Origin of the sequence: Anaerovibrio sp., from assembly GCF_045637405.1 — a bacterium.
Lineage (GTDB): Bacteria > Bacillota > Negativicutes > Selenomonadales > Selenomonadaceae > Anaerovibrio.
Genome location: NZ_JAZTZI010000024.1, coordinates 1 through 20,529, shown reverse-complemented (window position 1 = coordinate 20,529; position 20,529 = coordinate 1). Strand labels below are relative to the sequence as shown.

The window sequence follows — 20,529 nt, the reverse complement described above, 5'->3', positions numbered from 1 at the left end:
AATAAGCATGTTGCGGGGCATCGCGAAAGTGTGGGAAAAAATACCGTGGCAGGTTATATTGTTGTTTTTCGGCGCGATTTTTTTATGGCGAAATCATTTAATGCCCATGGTGGGGGATGATTTAGCATACGCTTTTATTTGGGATCCGGAGCGCGGTGGCAATCTCATGGATGGTATAGGCCTCCGGCAGAAAATTGAAAGCCTGGGGGATATTATTTCTTCACAATGGACCCATTATTTTACATGGGGTGGGCGCACCTTATCCATGCTGATAATTCAGTTTTTTGCCTGGAAGCATGGAGCTGGCTTTGACACGGCTAATACAATAGTATATCTATTATTGATGATGGTTTTATATTGGTTGGCCGTAGGCAAAATCGAATCACCTACCAAAGCAAAGGGTTGTTTTCTGTGGGCCATTTTAGGAATTAATTTTGGGATTTTTGATTACATTACCACCATGGTTTGGATGACAGGGGCCTGCGTTTACCTTTGGACTGGCCTGTGGGAGTGTGCTTTTTTGCTTCCATACGCCATGGCCTATAGAAACGAGGATTTTGGGCGGCAATGGCCTAAATGGTCAGTGCTGGCTATGGCCATTTTAGGGCTGTTTGCTGGCTGGTCCGAGGAAGGCGGCAGTCTGGTTACCCTCTCTTTACTGGGGCTTTTATTGATGGCTTATTATCGTCGTGAGGGACAGCTTAAGCCTTGGATGGTGGCCGGGACAGTAGGAGCCGTTATGGGATGCTTGCTGTTGATGCTGGCGCCGGGGTCCATTATGCGTGAGGAATTCATGCTGCAATATGAACCGGAATATGTTTTGCCGGCGGATAAACTATTTTCTGTTGATATGTTTTACAGAAATTTCACCGATGGGTTCCTGCCAATTTTTCTCTTGGAGTCTTTTTTGTTTTTGCCACTCATAATTTATTTCATCAAGGGGAAAAAGACCCGGGATGTGAAGCATTATATTATGGCCTTTACCGGGGCTGGTATGGAAGTGCTGTGTTTAATGATGTTTGCACCGGAATTTAAATTACATACCGGCTTTCATTCCACACTTTTTTTGACAATAGCGTCCACGGCTGCCCTTCGTGAATGTATACCATTTCTAAAGGAGAAATGCCAATTATCTTCATGGTGGCGCAGGTCCTTTTTGGCATTGGGAATGGCTTCTTTTGCCTACGTAATTTTTTCCTTGGCGGGGGCATTATATGTGGAAACCTCCGTTGCCCAGCAGTTGCAAAGTCGCATGGAGTATGTGGAACAGCATCGCAATGATGATGAGATCGTTGTTTCGGCCTTGTATATACCCTACGATTTGGATGAATGGATGGGTCTGTGGGCCGTGTCCACATATCACCTGATTTATGGAATGGACTTGGAATACAAACCTCAGGACAACCGCTCCAATATGTTTGCACAATATTATGGATTAAAGTGTATTCATATTGATAAGGAATTCGACTGGGAAAGGGTTGGAGAAGAATAAGATGGCAGAGCATAATGAGATAAGGATAGAAAAAAACACGGCTGTACTGCCCTCCTGGCTGTCATGGCAGGCTATTTTACTGGTGGTAACCATTGTCTTTTTTGTGCGTAATATGATTATTCCTTTGGTATCCGACGATATACCTTATGCTTTTATATGGGACGGGGCTGACCGGGGCAACCTTTTGGACGGGGTTGGTGAACGGGTACGGATAACGTCATTTTACGATATTATAGTCAGCCAGTGGTCCCATTATTTTACCTGGGGTGGCAGAATACTGGGGATTGGACTTACCCAGTTTTTTGCATGGCAGGGTAAGCTGCCCTTCAATATTCTAAACACTGTTGTTTTTGTGGCACTGATTTTTTTGATGTTCCGGTTGGGCACTGGTGAAATCCTAAAGCGCATGAATAGAACCTACATGATTTGGCTGATTATAGCTGTGTGGTTTTTCCTGCCAGATCCTTTTTTAACGGTGTTATGGATGTGCGGCAGCTGCGTTTATCTCTGGATGGCTCTGTTGGAATGCCTGTTTCTTCTGCCCTATTGCCTAAAATATTGGCACAGTGATTTTTGGGGTACTCCTCCAAGCTGGAGTATACCGGTAATGGCTGTAAGTGGCTTGTCTGCTGGCTGGTCAGTGGAAACAGGGGCGGCAGCTATTGCCTGTATTACTTTTTTTGCCCTTATATATTTTTGGCGTCAGGGGCAGCTGGAAAAATGGATGGTTGTAGGGTTTATTGCCCTTTGCGTGGGAACCTTGATGTTGACCCAGGCTCCGGGAGAAATGCATCGGCTGGCTCTCCAGCGGGAATTTGAATATAATCCTGCCTTGCCACCGGAAATGTATTGGACTTCCTTAATGTTTTACATCAATTTTGATGAATGCTTTTGGCCGGTGACTAAATTTTGGCTGCCATTATTAGTTCCTGTGGCGTTGTATATTTATCGGCTTCCAGCAGGTCATCGGCTGAATAAGGTTACCATGTTTCAAGGGGTATTTTTTGTAGCTGCCCTAGTGGTTATGATAATTATGATGTTTGTGCCAATGGCCTCGGCCCGGGCGGGATTTTTCCCTACAGTCTGCATAATAATCCTTTCATTGACGGCATTGCGGGAAATAATGCCGGAGCTGGATTTATTTGGAAAGAAACATATTGGTCTGTGCAGGGGAGCTTTTTGCCTGGTAGCAGCTTTTTGGTTGGTTATGGCGGGTATTCTTCTCCACGTGGAGTGGAGTGTGTACGAGCAGTGGACTCAACGTATAGATTATATTAATGCCCGTGCTGATCAGGAGCTGGTAGTGGTGCATCAGATAGATGTGCCGCCAATAGCTGATGACCTGGCGGATTGGACTGAAAGCTGCTATACATGGAATACGGGGATATTGGCCTGGGGCTCAGATCTGGAGCCCCGTCCGGAGGGAAGTCATAATATTATGTACGCCCAGTATTATGGCTGGAAAAAGGTTATAACCGATGGAGAAGACCGGCGTGTGCCTTAAATCTTCGGTATAGATAGTAAATAATAAAATATATCAGACAAATTTAAAAACTGTGGATAACCCCATAAAGGGAACATCCACAGTTTTTGCTTACTTTTTATTATGCTGTTACTCAAGTACAACGGATGGCCTGTCAACAATGGAGGACAGTACCACAATGGTCTGAGTCTTGGTAACTCCAGCCTGCTCCTTAATGCGGGTCAGGAGATTTTCAAGTGTCTGGGTATTTTGGGTTACAACCTTCAGACAGTAATCAAAGTCACCGGTAATGTAGAAGCATTCCTTGATATCAGCCTCATTAAGAACGAAGTTTTTGAAATCATCAGCTTTGGAAGGATTATCAAAACCTAAATTAACCAGAGCGGTAAGGTTTTTATCCATCAATTCCGGATTGAGGATAGCAGTGTACTGTTTAATAACCCCGGATGCTTCCAGCTTTTTCAGACGCTCACTGATAGCAGGCATGGAAAGAGAAATTTCAGAGCTCAGAACGGAAATCGTTACGCGGGCGTTTTCCTGTAAACGCTTTAAAATTTGCTTATCAATTTTATCCATTTATCAATCACCACCATTTCCCTGTTATTATAATGTATCCATGGAAAAATGTAAATGGCAAAAAAGGCTTTTAGCTAAAAATATAATTAAAAAAAAGATATTTGTTAAACAATTTCAATGATTGGTAAATAGTATATACAGGAAACTAAACTCAAAATAATGTTTTAGTAAACCATAATGTCAACTACAAGTAAACTTTAGGTTGACGAAAGCTAAACAGAGGGGTATACTTGGGTACAGAGTTAACCTTAAAGAACAAGAAAGGCAAGTGTTTATAATGAGTCAGAGTGTGGCAGTTCAGCAAAATGTTTCCGTTAAGGATTTGGCAAAAATGGCTATGTGCCTTGCAGTCATCAGTGTTTCGGCGTACATAGCTTTTCCACTTCCATTTACGCCGGCAATGGTGGTGGCATCCACAGCAGCGATGTGCTTTACTGCCTTCATATTGACTCCGAAGCAGACCTTTATGACCTTGGTCGCATACCTTATTCTAGGCGGAATAGCAGGCTTGCCTATACTGCCTGGAGGTACTGGTGGATTGGGGCGGCTTTTGGGACCTACCGGAGGGTTTTATTTTGCCTTTGTGGTGGCATATACCATGGTGTCATATTTTAAGGGTAATATCGTCAGTCTGAAAAGGTATAGTATGGTAAGTATTATCATTAGCTTGCCAATTACTTATATTGGAGGACTGATTTCTATGATGTTAGTCCTAAATATTGGTTTAGAGGCTGCAATTATGCAGGCGGTACTTCCATTTATCCCTGGAGATGTAGTAAAATGTATTCTAGGGGCGTTCATTGGCGTCAGAGTAAATAAAGCTCTGGGGAGTGAATAATTTCGAAATGAAAAACTATTATGAGCTGCTTGTTCAGCAGTGCGGTATTATGGCGGATAAGCTAATGCTGGACTGCGATGGGGAAAGATTTACCTATGGTTCTCTTTTGGAGCTGGTGGACAGACTGGCTATCAGTGCGTCCGAAAAGGGAATCACATCCTACAAACCTATATTGATAATCGCTGAAGGTCCTGTCTATCAAGTCGGGGCTTTTTTGGCATTGGAGAAGCTGGGGGCTGTCCCAATTTTAATGCATCAGGACTGTTCCTCTGATGTGGTGGAAACCATTATGCAGGAGAATAATATATATGGGATGTGGCAGGTGGGTGCCATGCAAAATAATTTCCTGCGTTTGGATGAAGCGGTGGCTGATCATTATCCGTGGGAGGTAATGGGGGCACTCACCTCCGGCAGTACGGGGGTGCCCAAGGTTTTATACCGCAGCTTTGAAAGCTGGGCAGAGTTCTTTCATGAGCAGAACAGCGTGTTTTGTGTGGATGCAGACACTGTTATGTTCCTCCATGGAAGTATGAGCTTTACTGGAAATCTTAATATGTTTATGTCGGTGCTGGCTGCGGGAGGCTCTGTCATAACCTGCCGACGTATAAGCGGCAATTATTGGAATATGCTAATAATGCGCAATTTTGTCACCCATATTTACATGGTGCCTGCGAAATTACAGATTTTGGGTCGTGCCTCCATGGCAGAGAATCCTTACGTTCAGCAGATTGTCGCCGGGTCACAGCTCATTAGCCTAAAAGCACAGCAGGCCCTTCGCAAAACCTTTACCAGGGCAGATATAATTCTGTATTATGGCACTTCTGAGCTTAATTATATTTCCTACAAGCATTTAAAGCCCGATGATACGGATTCCAGAAATCTCGGCAGACCTTTCGACGGCGTAAAGGTAGAGTCTGTGAATGGTGATTTGTATGTGGACACCAAATTCCATGTAAGTGGTGTTAAGGTTCCGTATTGCTGTGGTGACACGGGCTACATTAATGATGATGGGGAAATCATCTTTAATGGACGCAAGACGGACTGGATTAATAAGGGCGGCTATAAAATCAGCTGCTTGAAGCTGGAACAGCAAATACGAAAAATGGACTGCGTCAAGGATGTGGCGGTTATGCCCTTTGATGATGCTACCAGAGGTCAGGATATAGCAGCTTTTGTGGTGACGGACGGACATACGGATTCCAAAAAATTCCGTCATGATGTGGGAGAATACGTGGATGAACGGGAGCGTCCAAAGAAATTGGTCTTTTTAGAGATGCTGCCGTTAAATGATAGAGGCAAGGTAAACAAGGAAGCCTTGAGGGAGTTATTATGAATAGAGAATTAGCTGTAATTGCAGGTCGCCTGAGAGGCGGCGATTATGATGGTGTGATGATTATCAAGAATTTGTGGCAGAAGGAAAGTGAGGATTCCTACAAGGGGGATACCTACGAGCCGGAAATGCTGAAGTCCACCAAGAGAATGCTTCTTTGTCAGGCCCGTTCCGGATTGGAAAGCCTGACTACCACTATGCTGTTGACTCCAAAGGAGGCGGCTGCCAAGGCAGAGCTTATTGCCCCTGAACTCACCGGGAACAGTGCAGTGGATACTGAGGGCTGCTGGCATGTATTTACACGTCAGGAAACCTTGGATTTTGTAATTGCCGTTGGAGATACCAACCAGATTCATCGTACGGAGATACCAGTTGTTCCTGGTATATTCATCATGGAAAGAATTTTGGAGACCCTGCCAAAGAATGTGGTAAAGTTTGAGGTTTCCTATAGAAATGCCGTATTTGCCGGAGAGCCTTTGTGGCTGGATATTGAAGGCAATAAAGTGGTTTTAAGAGGCAACGGCAAGGAATATATTAATGGTACCTTTGAAGTGGAGTAAAGTTGGCTAAGGGGTCATTTTGTGGAGCGGGTTTATGTTTTGTGGGGCCTTAGGACTCCCATAGTGACAAAGAATAACAAATTTAAATTCATCCCTGCGGAAAAGCTGGGGGCTTTTGTGGTGCAGGAAATTATGAACAAAATAGGAATGGGTCTGCTGCCAGATGGGGTTATTGCGGGAAATGCCGTAGGAACCGGTGGCAATATAGCCCGTTTAATGTGTCTTACGGCAGGTCTTCCTGAGGAAGTGCCTGCTTTTACTGTTGATATGCAGTGTGCCTCCGGGGCGGCGGCCATAGCCATGGGTTATGCCCAGCTTGCCAGTGGAAACGGTGATATGTATATTTGTGGCGGTATGGAAAGCTCGTCCCTGCAGCCAATGCGGGTTTACAATGAAAATGATGAGCGCTTTGCCAAGGTTTCCCGTGGTGATGGGCGATACATGACGGCCCAGTTTTCTCCTGGGGAGCTGGCGGAAAATGCCATGCTTTTGGGGGCGGACAAGACCATGGTTACCGAGCAGGTCACCAAGGAGGAGCTGGATTTTTGGACCCTGCGCTCCCATAGATTGGCGGCAGAGTGTGCCAATAAGGGACTTTTAAAGGAACAGATAATTTCCGTGGAGGGCATATCAAAGGATGACGGCATTCGCTATAAGATGAGCCAGCGCCTTTTGGACAGATTGCCAAAGCTCCTTGGCGGAGATTCCCTGCTGACGGCGGGAAATTCCTGCCTTATTAATGACGGGGCGGCCTTTGTGGTGCTAGTGTCTGAAAAATGGTTAAAGGAGCATCCTGAATTTACCCCAGTGGCAGAGATTTTGGGAACCTGTACAGCTGGGGGAAACCCAGTGGAAAGTCCCCGTGGAGCAATGCTGACGGCGGATAAAATGCTGGCACGTCAGGGGCTGGCATACGAGGATATGGATGCTATTGAATTTAATGAGGCCTTTGCAGTTATAGATGTGCTGTTTCAAAGGCAGCATCCTGCTCTTATAGATCGCTATAATATGCTGGGAGGAGCCTTGGCCTATGGCCATCCCTATGGGGCCTCCGGGGGTATTATTATGATTCACCTGTTAAGGGCCTTGGAGCTTGTCAGGGGCTCCTTGGGACTAATGTCTGTCGCCGGGGCAGGTGGCATGGGGCAAAGCATTTTGGTACGAAGATTATAGCCATCAAAAGACAAGGTAGAAAATAAAAAAGGCCAAACCCTCTCGTAGCAAAGGATTTGACCTTTTTGAATGTATACTTTAATTACTTAATGAAAGCATATACACCAGCTAAAGTGATAGCCTTGAGAATGCCGTCAGCAATCATTGCCATATCCATGTTGTTTTCGCCTCCTGAATAGTCGGAATCCCAGTAATACCAAGGGTTTACTGTGTTCTCATTTCTCACAGTGCCTATTATACTGCTTGATATAAAAACACGAAAGGGACTATAGTCCCATAATAAGCTATACCTCTATAGAACTTTAATATACGTTTCCTAACAATTTTGTTATATTGATAATGAGCAAAATTTCATGGTTTATTTTCACCTATATTTCATGGTGATTCTTTACACTCAACGGTGTTTCAGGTGTTTAATGGAATTCTAATGTAAATAAGGATTATTTTTATCTTTTTCAAAAGGAAAAATTAAAAATTTGGCGTATAATGACCATAATGGAGGTTGAAACTATGAGTAAGACGGTTCAGCTTAAAAACGGTAAATCTGTTCCCCAATTGGGAATTGGCACCTGGATGATCGGGGATGAGCCCGCCAGGGAAAAACAGGAGATTGAGGCGATACTCACTGGTATAAAGGCTGGAATGACCTTAATAGATACAGCTGAAATGTATGGTGAGGGCCGATCAGAAATATTGGTGGGCAAAGCTCTTAAGCAATATTTAGCGGAAGGCAGTCGGGATGATATCTTCGTAGTTTCCAAGGTGTTACCTTGGAATGCGGGAAAGGATAATATGCGCAAATCCTGTGTAAACAGCCTTGAACGCTTGGGCTTGAAGTATCTCGACATGTATCTTTATCATTGGATTGGCAATGTTCCCCTAAAAGAAGTTGTAGAAGGCCTGAACGAACTGCAGGATGATGGGCTTATACGCAGCTGGGGTGTTTCCAATTTTGATACCAAGGATATGGAGGAGCTGTTAAAGCTTCCTGGAGGGGAAAGGTGCCAGGTTAATCAGGTGCTTTATCACCTTGGTTCCAGGGGCATAGAATATGATCTTATTGACTATATGAATGACCATGATATTGCCCTGATGTCATATTGTCCATTGGCCCAGGGAGGCAGACTCAGCAGAGGATTGCGGGGAAATCCTGTGGTAGGTGATATTGCAAAGGCCCATGGTGTTACACCAACTCAGGTGCTTTTAGCCTGGAATATCCGAAATGGCCACACTATAGCCATACCAAAGAGTTCATCGCCGGTTCATATAAAGGAAAATGCAGAGTCTGTTAATTTGGAGCTTACTTTGGCGGATTTACAGGCTTTGGATGGGGAGTTTGCGCCACCATCCTATAAGATGCCTTTGGACACGGAGTAAGCAGAAATTTTTAAATAATATTATGGATTTAAATCTTTAAGTTCCTTATATTTGAAAGGATGAGTACAATGAAATTAAAGAAAAAAATATTGGCAGCAGGCCTGGCTTGCGCATTGGCAGTTGGCACTCCAGGTTTTATGGATTCCCAGGCATTTGCTGAGGAGCTTCAGCCTGCCCTCGTTAATGAAATGGACGCCAAGGCACAGCTGGTTAATTCCATGAACAGCCTTACCAATATGGAGAATGGAACCTTATCCTTTAAGGTGGATTTGGCCAGTCCATTTTTTGGTGGGACTGTAAATGGCATATTTGATTTCGTGTCCAAGCCGGCAGTGGTATGTCAGGGCAACAGCGAGGTGGTAATGACCTTGGGAGGAATTCCAAACGGCAATACCAGATATTATTTCTATAGCCGTGAAACTGAAAAGGATGTGGAATTCTATTCCCAGAACAAGAACGGCAGCTGGGACAAATACGTTTACAGCAAAGCAAATAGCAAGGCCATTGATGAGGAAATCGCCAAGAGCCTTGGTACGGATTTGCCAGATGTTGTAAAGAGCGTAACATTGGGACAGCGCCAGGGCGCGGAACAGAATTATATTGTTACCTTGGACGGTCAGAAGGTGAAGGATTATCTTCTGAAAATGTCCAAATTAGGTAATGTAAAAAAAGGCAGTAATGAAAAGGACAACAAGCTGCTGGAGGACATTCTGAACAATATGGGAGACGTTCAGTGTACCATCACCATTGATGAGGTTCAGCATCAGTTCCGTAACCTTTACGCAGACCTTACCCCGCAGGTTAGATCCGCTGCCAAGGCTGTGTTGAGCAATATGAAGGAAGATAGCGGCATGGATAGTATTATTGATGCCAGCACTGTAGAGCTGAATTTTTCTGCCACCAACTACGGAACCATATCTAATATTGTGATTCCGGAGGATGTGCTCAATAATGCGGTTTTGAAGGAAATCCCTAAGGTTTCTGATCAGAAGAAGTAAGTACATATCATAACATAAGGAGGGAACCCCGGTGCCTCCCTCCTGTTGTATTTCAATGGAAAAAGAAAACTGTAAACTTTTCTTTATTATGACATAGAAATATGTTAAACTGTATCTGTGTTAGATTTTTTGTAGACTCTGACAGAACGTGTGTAAACCTTAAAATTATAATATTAGGAGTGAAGATTTATGATGTCATTAAACTTTCAGGCTGAGAAGCACGCGAAGATGCTGGAGGCCCGTACCAAGCGCTGTACCGTACGTCTGGGTGATGTGAGCAAGCAGTTCCCGGAAAATTCCATCGTCTGGATTACCACAGGCAAGAAGTTCACTCCTAAAAAGAAGCTGTATACTGCTTTTTTGGACAAGGTCCGGGTAAAGACCATGGCAAACCTCACCTCTGAGGACCTGGGAGTGCAAAATCCGGAGATTAACTCCAGGGAAGAGCTTATTGCAGATTTTGAGCAGATTTACAAAAAGCGCATTACCATGGAGGATACGGTTACGGTTATTTATTTTACGGAAGTAATAGGATGAGCCCCCGCTGAAGAAGTCGAAAATTACTTGACTTTTTCTATTGTGTTGCTATAATATAAAACACTAGTTCATATATCAGAAATCTCTAAGAACCGGGATTTCCCTTTACAGGGGGATGTAAAGGTTTCGACGGGGGTGGCTGGAGTATGGATAGCGAGCCGGGGGGTCACCTAGCCCCGTTAGTAAGGTGAAAACGCTTTAAATATAAAAGCAAACGAAAACTACGCTTTAGCAGCTTAATGCTAACCTCTGTCTGCTTATCTCCCGCGTGAGCGGATAAGAGGCCAATAGCGGGATACCCAAAGGGCTGACTCCTGGAGGCCTGAGGGGAAATTTCTCCAGGATCGGAGGGACGGCGGTTGTCTGTGTCTGCCCATCTCTTAAACTTAAACATTGACTGCGCTCGGAGAAGTCTATATGACAACGCTTTCGGACAGGAGTTCGATTCTCCTCATCTCCACCATCAATTAAGGCGAAAATGTAAACTTCGCCTGTAATAAAGAAGGCCAGGACCATTTCTAGAGTGGTTCTGGCCTTTTTGTTTGTCTGTTATTGGCACAGTCTTTTGTGTGCTAAAGGGGATTTTGTTGAATTTTTGCATTCTATGAATGGGGATTCGCGCGGGAAATCGGTTTACTTGAATGGGGATTCGCGTTATAATCTTTTCAAAGAGGTGAAATAACATGAAAGAAACTGTCTTTAAAAGAAAAATATATAATGAAATGCTCGAGTGGAAAAGAAAACGCAGTGATAAATATGCTCTTTTGATAAAAGGTGCTAGACGAGTCGGGAAGTCTACCATTGCAAAAGAATTTGCCAGAAATGAATTTAAGTCATATATTCTGATTGACTTTGCGAATACCCGCAAAGAAATCGTTGGTTTGTTTGACGATATGTACAATTTGGACTTTTTCTTTCTGCAATTACAGCAATTAACGGGAATTAGGTTATATGAGAAGGAGTCTGTAATAATATTTGATGAAGTTCAGCTGCACCCAAAAGCTAGACAGGCTATAAAATATCTTGTGGCAGATGGCAGGTACAAATATATAGAAACGGGTTCACTTTTATCCATAAAGAGAAATACAAAGGATATTCTTATTCCAAGCGAAGAACATAAGTTATCAATGTATCCTATGGACTTTGAGGAGTTTTTGTGGGCAATTGGAGATACAGTGACTGCTGATACAATTAGAACTTTGATCAAAAATAGAAAAGCTGCCGGTAATGCAATGCACAGGGATTTGATGAGGATATTCAGACTATACATGTTGGTTGGTGGTATGCCACAGGCAGTAGAAACCTATATAGAACAGAACAACCTTCAAATAGTCGATGAAGTAAAAAGGGAAATTATCGATTTGTACGAGGAGGATTTTGTAAAGGTAGATGGAACGGGATTGGCAGGGGATATTTATGATGCTATTCCAGCCAACTTGACCAGTAATGCCTCAAGATATGTTTTATCCAATGCCAGGGAAGGAACAAGGAGAGAACAGCTTCGTGGTTTATTGCCAGATATGCTTAGTTCATACACGATAAGTGTTGCTTACCACGCAAACAACCCGATTGTAGGAATGTCATTGGAAAAAGATGCTGGAAGATATAAGCTATATACTTCTGATGTTGGGCTTCTTGTGACCTTGGCATTTAAAGATAAAGCATATACTGACAATGTTATTTATAATAAACTCCTATCGAATAAGCTGGAAGCTAATTTGGGTTATATGTATGAAAATGCTGTTGCGCAAATGCTAATTGCCAAAGGGGATAACTTGTTTTATTACACTATGGGAAGTGAGACATCAAATCATCTGTATGAGATTGATTTTTTGATTTCAGCAGGTGACAAGATATGTCCTATCGAAGTTAAGTCCGGCAATTATAGAAACCATAAGTCGTTGGATGTGTTTTGTGATAAATTTAGTGCACGTATAAAAGATAAATATGTTTTTCATACTAAGGACTATAAGAGGGAGAATGGTATAAATTACATTCCTGTGTATATGGTGCCATTTTTGTAACTAGAAAGTGAGCCTAATCTCCACCAGATATTCGGTCGAAGTCGAAAACTTTGGCCATACTATAAGGGCCCTAACCACTGATGGTTAGGGCCTTTTCGTATGCTTTGGAATAGGGTGGAAAAGAAAATTACGGATTTAGGTGGAAAATGTTAGGTACGGTGAAAACAAGCGATAATAACAGAAAAGAGGCCTAGATAACCATTTGTCTAGGTCTCTTTTGAATTTTTCCATAATAAATATTTTGCAAATTCTATAACAAGGTCAATGTCCTTATCTGTAAACCCTTTACAGGTTGTCAACAATTCTTGAACCTTGGGAGAAACCTCTAAATCGCTCTTTGCTAAATAGCCCCATAATTCCAATAGATATGAGTATTCAAGATGATAAGCGGAAGAAATTAATTTTAAAGTCTCTGGAGTGGGTTTATTGACTGTCCCGGTTGATTTATCAAGACCTTTTTCAAGATTATTAAGGTAGGTGTAGCTAATTCCAATTAAAGTTGCCGCTGAACGGATGCTTAGCTTTTGATTTAATCGACATTCCTTGATTAAAGAAGAAAAAACACTCATGTCACACCTCCCATGTATCATTTTAACCTAAATCAGGATAATGATATGGTTAGCATTCTTGACATGATGATAAGAGAATTTTACAATTAGAATGTAACTCTTAGGCAAGGCTTGGAGACAATGTTTTGGCACCATACTTGAAAGGACGACTCAATTAATAACGAGGGAGAAAATATGGAATTTACATGGTTACAGAATTGGATTGGTTCTATATGCAGTATTCTTATTGCAAGTATTGCAATATTACTTTGGGATAGGCATTTTGAAAAGAGACTAAAAAAGATAGTAGACTACACTGATACTAAAATAGATGATTATATATTTGATGCTTTCCACAAACCAGCTAAGTTCTTAATATTTGTTTGTGGAATAGGTGGGGCGATTTCTTTTGCACCCGTTGATACTCCATCCTGGATGACAACATCTATATCTATTTTGTCTGTGTTTGGATTAGGATGGGGGTTGTTTAGGCTTAGTTCATACAGTGACGAGAATACGGATATAGGTGATGAACGCAGTTTAATCCATCATGTTTTTGAAAAACGAGAGATAAAGCATGCAGATGCTATATCCAATATATTATCAGCTTTTTTCCGCTTAGCTATCGTGTTAATTGGTATCATAATTATCCTAAGAATAGTTGATGTTGATGTTAGCGCAGGAATAGCGTCCTTAAGTATAGGAACGGCACTGATAGCTTTTGCAGCCAAAGATATTTTTACGAATTTCTTTGGGAGTTTTGTTATTTTATTTGATGAACCATTCAAGGAAGGGGACTGGATACTTGCGGATGATGTTGAAGGTCTCGTAGAAAAAATCACCATGCGGAGTACATGTATCCGTACCATAAGTGGTGAATTGGTATCAATACCAAGCTCTAAACTGGCTAGTGATAAGATTACAAATAAAACTAAGAGTGCCTATCGTCGCATAGATTTAATATATAATATTTCTCCAGAAACGACTACTGAACAGGTACGGCAGCTGATAGATAAAATCAGTATAGCTTTGACAGAAATTGATAATATTAGAAAGACTAAAGAGGAAGGCAGGGGCATATATACATATTTAGATAAGGTCACTGTATTGAGCCAAGATATTAGAGTCATATATTATACGGATTATACTCAATATGAACAATATGAGGATTTTACAAATTTGAAAAGTGAAGTAAATCTGGCTGTGATGACCGCAATTCGTGAAATTGGCATAAAAATGGCATTAGATGATGATATTAAGTTATTTAAAGGCTTAATGGATGCGTAGTGTGATAAAGATGACTTTGGTTTGAAAAAGAATTCCCAATTTAGGGGCCTCAACTGTTTGTGTATTGAGACAATTTTGATATAAAGTATTTTTCTAAAAGTGATAGTTATACTTGTAAAGTGATTTAATAAGGCTTAAAAAGTAAAGTGTGGGAGTATATTCCTATTCATCATTAGACAGCATATACAGGGCAAAGAATGTTAAATGTCATAATGGGTAAAAAAATGTAAAAGGATGGAAGGATAATTATGGGAGAGAGAAATTTGATTACTAAAAGGCATTGGGTATTGTGTGGGGGTATAGTATTAGAAATAGTAAATTATGGTTTTATTTCCAATGTTATCTCATCGCAGTATGTTATCCATTGTATTGGAATATTGATAGCAGTTGTGATGGGACTATGCTTTGAAAGATTAAATGGTGCTTTTAACGATGCCATCAATGACTCTTTTAATGATGTAAAACAACATCAGAATAATTGTGTAAAAACCATGGTAAACGCACTAAATGATTTGGATAAAAAAAATAAGGCAGAAATGAAATTGATGCATCAGAGCATTGTGTCTGAAATGGGAGACTGTACTAAAGCCATAAATGAAGAACTTCACCTGATTAAAAATTATCAAAGTAAAGCAATAGAAACTTTAGAATCACAGACGAAATTGAATTTTGAAGAATTGAGTGCTTCATTAAAGGAACAAAAAGAAGAAAATGTGGAATTGCTTAATGAAAAGCAGAAGATATTAACATCGTATGTAGATAAAAAAAATACTTCTGTATTGGAACAAATAAAGGCGCTTGATAATTCAATTAATGAAAGTGTTCATGACCTTAAATCAGGGTTAAATGAAAAACTGGTTGAAGTACAGAAAAATATGGAATCTGATTATGATGAGTTGAAAAATAGCTTGTCTGCAAATGCTACGGCTATGCAAAATAACTATGAAGGCTTATTGGCAGTAACCAGGGAAGTAAAACAAGATGTTTTAGATCAGCAAAGTAAAGAAATAGCGACTTTAGAATCCCAAACAAAATTGAGTTTTGAAGAATTACGTGCTTCATTGAAAGAACAAAAAGAAGAAAATGTGGAATTGCTCAGTGAAAAGCAGAAGATATTAACATCGTATGTAGATGAAAAAAATACGTCTGTTTTGGAACAAATAAAGGTGCTTGATAATTCAATTAACGAAAGTATTAGCGAACTTAAATCAGGGTTAAATGAAAAACTAGTTGATGTAAAGAAAAATATGGACTCTGATTATGAGGAGCTGAACAGTAGTTTGTCTGCAAATGCCGCAGCTATGCAAAACAACCATGAAGGCCTGTTGGCAGTAACCAGGGAAGTTAAACAAGATGTTTTTGAAAATATTAATAATGTAAAAACTTCAGTTGGGAATATTTTAGACCAGCAAAACAAGCAATTATCAGAATATGGTGTTAAAATTAATAATATAGTTGAAGTGCAGCGTGAATTAAATAATCAGCTGGAATCCCAGAAGGAAGTATTTGCGGAAGCAATTATCGACAGCAAGAGTGAAATTGTTGATTATATGCTTCATGTAGATGAGAAAATTGACGATCTGGAGTTCTTTTTTGAACTAATTAAGAAATTTGGTACATTATCAGGGGAAGTGCTGAAAGCTGAATCTTCCGGTAGTGCTACAAAGACCCAAAAAGAAAAGCCTGCTGATAGAGTTGAGAAAATAGTAGAAAAAGAATCAAATTTAACAGTTTTTAATCATTATAAAAATAACATACTTGAGTTTAGTGAAATGTTCAGTGACTCAATAAAGAAATGTATAGTTTATTATGATGAATATGGTTCTATTGTCAAAGGTATTAATTATGATCAGAATGGAGCACCTACTATGGAAACAGAGTACTATCCAAGTGGCCAATTAAAACAACGAACTGAGATTTTTGTTAAAAATGGTGAATTAAATAAAGTTGTAAAATATTTCGATGAAAACGGGAACATGATATGATAATGGAGGATATGGTATGTTTTTGAATTTGCTGAACGAAAAAGAAGGTAAAAATTTTTTAGAACTCGCCAAGGTTGCCATGATGGTCAACGGAATCGCCAAAGAAAGTGAAATGGTGGTATTTAGAACCTTTAGAACAGAATTAGGACTTCCTGATTATGAGTTGAAGGGAAAGGAATTGGACCCAATTATTACTGAGTTTCAATCCAGTACCAAGCGAGCCAAGAAGGTGGTAATGCTAGAGCTGGGTGGAATGCTGGATGCGGATGAAGAGTTTGATGATAATGAAAAAGCATGGTTTAATAAGGTTGGCAGTCAATTGGGTTTTAGAGAATCAGAATTAAAGAAAATGATGAGGTGGGTATTCGATTTTAATGATTTAGTCGGTGAAGCAATCACATTTATTAATAATCGATGAGGAGATGTTTATAATGGGCTTTTTCTCAAGTATATGCTCAGGACTTGGTTCGTGTGTAAAGGCTGCTATAAGTACTGCTAAGGCTGTTGGTAGTGCGGTAAAGAGTGCAGTGACTACAGTTGTTGAAAAAGGTAAAGAAGTAGTTGATACAGTTGTTGAAAAAGGTAAAGAAGTAGTTGATACAGTTATTGAAAAGGGGAAAGAGGTAGTCAATAAGGTTATTGAAACACGAGAGAAAGTAGGTTCGGTGATTAGGGAGGGGGTAACAAACCTTTGGAATAAGTTTTCCGGTGAGGATAAACAAATTGAAGCAGATCGAATATATGAGGAGATGACAAAGCGTTATAACACGCGGCGTCAGCTTTTTGAAGATAGAATGCAAGAGTTAAGCGAAAAAATTGAAAGCCATGTGCAGAAGATTAATGCTTATAAGTCTAAAATAAAGATGGTTTTATTTCCTGCTTTAGCTGATAAAATATCCAAGCTAAAGGATGTAAATATCGACGAGAAATTTTCCATCGAAGAATTCAAGGCTAATGAAATAGAACTTGACAGTGTTAGAGGAAAATCACAGTTATATAAAATTGATTTTAAGGAACATAGGTTTAAAACAACAGTTCAAGCGATTTTTACATTAGCCTTCTATACGCGTAAAAAGGCTCAGGAAACACTGGATGCTGTTCGTGAGGAAGAAGCAAAGGTAAATACTGAAATCAAAAAGATGGATGCATATACGAAGAAGATTGAAACCATTGAAATATCTTTGGCTAATGATGTAGTTTATTTTGAACAGCTAATCGAATTGTATGAAAGATTGTTGGTACGTTTGGATAATACTGTTAATGTACTTTACATAAAGTGTATATCCTTTGCTCATAGATTGATAAAAGAAGAGATGAGTATAAAGTGGCTTTCAACTGTACAGCGTAAAGAGGTTGAAGCTATAGTAACAGCCAGTCTTATTTTGAAAGAAATGGCAGAAACCCAGCTTCTTGCAGTTGATAATGAAAATGATGTAAAGAAATATGAGGATACTATTCATAGCAAACATACTGAATTTATTGAAGCTATTGCTGCAGCATAATGAGGTGATCAATTTATGGAAGAAAAAAGAAAGATTTTGCTGGATAGGATGCAACATGCTTCTCCATTGGAAACCACAAGATTATTACATCAAATGGAACTTTTTGATTGTAGTTCATCACAAGCTGTTATAGATCAAGTTTATAAAGAATTTGCAGATAATGAGCATATGAAAGATGGCCTTATCAAGCCAGTTTTTTTGTCTATAATAGATGGGCTGTTAGAGAATACAAAAATAGGCAGAGAAATGCGGCAAAAGGGGTTGACTGGCTCGAGATTAATAGAAGAATGTGAAAATTTTTCTTACGATACGGGTTCAAGTTATTCCAATCCACAGGACAACGGGTATGTAGAATATAAAAATGCCCAGCATGATGTTATCGAATACAATATTGCTTTAGCAAACTATAAGAAAAATGGGGGGGAGAAACCAAAATACAATGGTCGAATGAATGAAAACATGACCCATGAATATACAAAAAATCGAAAACTTTATAATGATAGAACTAAGCTAAATCATTATAAGAAAAAGAAACTTCATGAAAATGGCGATAAATATGAAGGGATGCGAGATGAGTATACTGGTCGGCATGATATGCGATTTAATAAGGGGGATAAACACGACGATAAAGAACCAAATGCGGATCATATTGTACCTTTGGCGAGAATACATGACCAGTTTAAGACAAATATTGCGTTTGATGATTCTGACATAAGACGAATTGCCAATATAGAAGATAATTATGCACTCACTACAGCGGCAATAAATATGAAAAAGAACGATTTGTCCAACGAAGAATTTATTGAGAAATACGGAAATGAATTGTCTGAAAAAACGAAGTCAACAATGCGCCAGAAAGAAAAAACGGCTAAGAAGGCAATTGAGGATAAAGCCAATGAGATAGCAAAAAATAATTTATTGGGTAAAGGCTCCGTCAATAAAAAAACCATGGAGGCGGCAGTAAATAAATTTAAAGAGGAGCATTGGGGTAAAATAACTAAGGCTGAAAGAGAAAAAATAAAAAATGAACTTCAGCGTGAAAAAACCAAGAAAATATATGAAGGCATTGGTCGCCAGGCGTTTGTTCAGCAAAAGGATTATGCCATAGGAAATGCGTTGCTGTTTATTATTAAGCCTTTATATTATGAGATAACAGATATTTTTAAAAATGGCTGCAAGGATGGGGTAGATGCAGATAGTTTTGGTGAGGCAATAAAAATACGATTTGTAAGAGTCAAAGAGTATATTGTAAAAAATATTGGTGATTTTCTAAAAAATAACATGGCAGATTTTATTAAGGGAATTCTATCATCAATTTTAGAGGCAATCATCAATGTTTTCACTGGAGTATTAAAAAATATTTTGAAAGTAGTAAAAGAAGGCATCAAAATATTCGTCAATTCCGCAAAGATCCTTTTTGGCGAACAAGGGAAAAATATGACAAGCAGACAAAAGGGGGATGCTATTGTAAAGTTATTGGGGGGCAGTGTGACGGCGTTATTGGGAGTTGGCATAGATATGTTACTTAAAACTCCTCCATTTGCAGCCTTGGCACCGTTTGCACCTGTTATATCTACTATGTTATCTGGTATAGCGTCAGCTTTGTTTGTTTACGCCCTTGATCGTATGGATTTGTTCAGCGTAAAATCGGAAATGCGCATGAACCGAATTCTCGATATTTTTGCAGAGCGTCAAAAGGATATCGATGTTGCCATTGAAAAATATGATGTGGTGCAGATTGATATGCTAAAGAAGCAACGTCAAAATTTTGAGCTGATAAAAAGCGAGATTGACGAAGGCATGGAAAGGGATGATATAAAAATCATTAACTCAGGATTGTATAAAATGGCAGATTTTATGGGGGTTAAATTAGCGTACTATAATACCGAGGAATTTGTTGATTATTTTGACAGTAAGGCAGCTTTGCAGTTGTAAGCAATGAAGTTATAGAATTTAATGATGATAATCAGGCTGTGCATTCAGACCATTCAAAGAATCGAGGTAGATATGAAAAAACTTATAAACAATCCATGGGCATGCATTGTAGCAAATGCTTTGTTGGCAGTATTGTTGTATGCTACTGTTTTCTATGTTGATGGTATGGACATATATTTGGGAGCTGATGCTGGACTAGTCGAGGTATATCCAGGGGCATTTAAGGCACTGGTTGAGGGAACAGGCCAGGTTATATTTATGCTCGTTCACTTCGTGGAGCTTATAGCTTCTGTACCCATATATAATCATATCCAATCAGGGGTGGTGCGCCTTGCAGCCCTGCCAGGGCATGAGTCAAGTATGGGTCCCTTGACAGTGCTATATTTTACAGCATATGGCACCTCTGTGGCATTGCTAATGAATATCTGTTGGCAGTTGTTTAGAGGAATTAAATCAATGATACATAAGTTAGTGTTCCGTCAATACGGTGATGTATGATTCATCTCCACCACATATTCGGTCGAAGTCGAAAACTTTGGCCATAGTATATCAGGGCCCTAACCAGTGATGGTTAGGGCCTTTTCGTATGCTTTCGAATAGGGCGAAAAAGAAAATAACGGTATTTCGGTGGAAATGTTAGATACGGTGAAAATAAGCGATAATAATAGAAAAGAGACCTAGATGATTATTAGAGTTTTTTCTCAATAACAGGAGTGCTTTTAAAATGTTAGAAATTGTGAAAACAATTAAGAAGTTAGATTTTTACCATTTTCTATAATATATATTGTAAACGTCAAAATCTAGTATGCCCAACAACCAAAAGAAAAAGCAGCCGGTCGGCTGCTCTCAGACCGTAGACATACAGTCCTTCTAGTTATCCACTA

The 20,529-nt window shown here is 39.9% G+C and carries 19 protein-coding genes and 1 other RNA gene; 17 read left to right on the top strand and 3 right to left on the bottom strand.

Going from position 1 to position 20,529, the window contains the following annotated elements; genetic code table 11:
• Positions 1-7: 7 nt before the first annotated feature.
• Together ACKI5G_RS02070 and ACKI5G_RS02065 are read left to right on the top strand one after the other, a co-directional pair.
• Positions 8-1,492, top strand: a complete 1,485-nt coding sequence (locus tag ACKI5G_RS02070) for a DUF6056 family protein (protein WP_407397177.1) — start codon at positions 8-10, stop codon at positions 1,490-1,492.
• Position 1,493: 1 nt separating this feature from the next.
• The gene (locus ACKI5G_RS02065; protein ID WP_407397175.1) at positions 1,494-2,996 is read left to right on the top strand and encodes a DUF6056 family protein; all 1,503 of its coding nucleotides are present in this window, start codon (positions 1,494-1,496) and stop codon (positions 2,994-2,996) included.
• 108 nt (positions 2,997-3,104) lie between these two features.
• On the opposite strand, the gene ACKI5G_RS02060 is transcribed toward ACKI5G_RS02065, so the two are convergent.
• On the bottom strand, positions 3,105-3,551 hold the full coding sequence (locus ACKI5G_RS02060; RefSeq protein WP_407397173.1) for an Lrp/AsnC family transcriptional regulator: 447 nt from the start codon (positions 3,549-3,551) through the stop codon (positions 3,105-3,107).
• A 277-nt stretch (positions 3,552-3,828) separates the two neighbouring features.
• On the opposite strand from ACKI5G_RS02060, the gene ACKI5G_RS02055 reads away from it, so the two are divergent.
• Genes ACKI5G_RS02055 through ACKI5G_RS02040 form a run of 4 tightly spaced genes read left to right on the top strand, consistent with a single transcriptional unit; the run spans position 3,829 to position 7,452 of the window.
• The gene (locus ACKI5G_RS02055) at positions 3,829-4,389 is read left to right on the top strand and encodes a biotin transporter BioY (protein ID WP_407397171.1); all 561 of its coding nucleotides are present in this window, start codon (positions 3,829-3,831) and stop codon (positions 4,387-4,389) included.
• A gap of 7 nt (positions 4,390-4,396) precedes the next feature.
• Complete coding sequence (locus ACKI5G_RS02050) at positions 4,397-5,722, top strand: AMP-binding protein (protein WP_407397169.1); 1,326 nt, start codon at positions 4,397-4,399, stop codon at positions 5,720-5,722.
• Positions 5,719-6,279 carry a hypothetical protein gene (locus ACKI5G_RS02045; protein ID WP_407397167.1) on the top strand — a complete coding sequence of 187 codons (561 nt, stop codon included), beginning with the start codon at positions 5,719-5,721 and terminating at the stop codon, positions 6,277-6,279. The genes ACKI5G_RS02050 and ACKI5G_RS02045 overlap by 4 nt, the downstream gene beginning before the upstream one ends.
• Positions 6,280-6,300: 21 nt before the next feature.
• On the top strand, positions 6,301-7,452 hold the full coding sequence (locus ACKI5G_RS02040; protein WP_407397165.1) for a thiolase family protein: 1,152 nt from the start codon (positions 6,301-6,303) through the stop codon (positions 7,450-7,452).
• 82 nt (positions 7,453-7,534) lie between these two features.
• On the opposite strand, the gene ACKI5G_RS02035 is transcribed toward ACKI5G_RS02040, so the two are convergent.
• Positions 7,535-7,678: a hypothetical protein gene (locus ACKI5G_RS02035; protein WP_407397163.1), complete on the bottom strand. Its 144-nt coding sequence runs from the start codon at positions 7,676-7,678 to the stop codon at positions 7,535-7,537.
• A gap of 284 nt (positions 7,679-7,962) precedes the next feature.
• Between ACKI5G_RS02035 and ACKI5G_RS02030 the strand changes: the two genes are divergently transcribed.
• The 5 genes from ACKI5G_RS02030 (at position 7,963) to ACKI5G_RS02010 (ending at position 12,388) form a co-directional block, all read left to right on the top strand.
• Positions 7,963-8,829: an aldo/keto reductase gene (locus tag ACKI5G_RS02030; protein WP_407397161.1), complete on the top strand. Its 867-nt coding sequence runs from the start codon at positions 7,963-7,965 to the stop codon at positions 8,827-8,829.
• Positions 8,830-8,897: 68 nt separating this feature from the next.
• The gene (locus ACKI5G_RS02025; protein WP_407397159.1) at positions 8,898-9,827 is read left to right on the top strand and encodes a hypothetical protein; all 930 of its coding nucleotides are present in this window, start codon (positions 8,898-8,900) and stop codon (positions 9,825-9,827) included.
• A 189-nt stretch (positions 9,828-10,016) separates the two neighbouring features.
• Positions 10,017-10,364, top strand: coding sequence for an ASCH domain-containing protein (locus tag ACKI5G_RS02020; protein ID WP_407397157.1), 348 nt, complete (start codon positions 10,017-10,019; stop codon positions 10,362-10,364).
• A 111-nt stretch (positions 10,365-10,475) separates the two neighbouring features.
• Positions 10,476-10,827, top strand: a transfer-messenger RNA (tmRNA) gene (gene ssrA, locus ACKI5G_RS02015).
• 220 nt (positions 10,828-11,047) lie between these two features.
• A complete protein-coding gene (locus tag ACKI5G_RS02010; protein WP_407397155.1) occupies positions 11,048-12,388 on the top strand; it encodes an ATP-binding protein in 1,341 nt (446 codons plus the stop codon).
• A gap of 206 nt (positions 12,389-12,594) precedes the next feature.
• On the opposite strand, the gene ACKI5G_RS02005 is transcribed toward ACKI5G_RS02010, so the two are convergent.
• Positions 12,595-12,957, bottom strand: coding sequence for a helix-turn-helix domain-containing protein (locus tag ACKI5G_RS02005; RefSeq protein ID WP_407397153.1), 363 nt, complete (start codon positions 12,955-12,957; stop codon positions 12,595-12,597).
• A 174-nt stretch (positions 12,958-13,131) separates the two neighbouring features.
• Between ACKI5G_RS02005 and ACKI5G_RS02000 the strand changes: the two genes are divergently transcribed.
• The 6 genes from ACKI5G_RS02000 to ACKI5G_RS01975 all read left to right on the top strand — a co-directional run bounded on the left by ACKI5G_RS02000 (position 13,132) and on the right by ACKI5G_RS01975 (position 20,143).
• The gene (locus tag ACKI5G_RS02000) at positions 13,132-14,223 is read left to right on the top strand and encodes a mechanosensitive ion channel family protein (RefSeq protein WP_407397151.1); all 1,092 of its coding nucleotides are present in this window, start codon (positions 13,132-13,134) and stop codon (positions 14,221-14,223) included.
• A 248-nt stretch (positions 14,224-14,471) separates the two neighbouring features.
• On the top strand, positions 14,472-16,208 hold the full coding sequence (locus tag ACKI5G_RS01995) for a hypothetical protein (RefSeq protein ID WP_407397149.1): 1,737 nt from the start codon (positions 14,472-14,474) through the stop codon (positions 16,206-16,208).
• Between the two features lie 16 nt (positions 16,209-16,224).
• Positions 16,225-16,626: a hypothetical protein gene (locus tag ACKI5G_RS01990; protein ID WP_407397147.1), complete on the top strand. Its 402-nt coding sequence runs from the start codon at positions 16,225-16,227 to the stop codon at positions 16,624-16,626.
• Between the two features lie 13 nt (positions 16,627-16,639).
• Positions 16,640-17,710, top strand: coding sequence for a hypothetical protein (locus tag ACKI5G_RS01985; RefSeq protein ID WP_407397145.1), 1,071 nt, complete (start codon positions 16,640-16,642; stop codon positions 17,708-17,710).
• Between the two features lie 15 nt (positions 17,711-17,725).
• Positions 17,726-19,645 (top strand): hypothetical protein, encoded by a 1,920-nt coding sequence (locus tag ACKI5G_RS01980; RefSeq protein WP_407397143.1) that lies wholly within the window; start codon positions 17,726-17,728, stop codon positions 19,643-19,645.
• Between the two features lie 72 nt (positions 19,646-19,717).
• Positions 19,718-20,143: a hypothetical protein gene (locus ACKI5G_RS01975; protein ID WP_407397142.1), complete on the top strand. Its 426-nt coding sequence runs from the start codon at positions 19,718-19,720 to the stop codon at positions 20,141-20,143.
• The last annotated feature ends 386 nt before the right edge of the window (positions 20,144-20,529 follow it).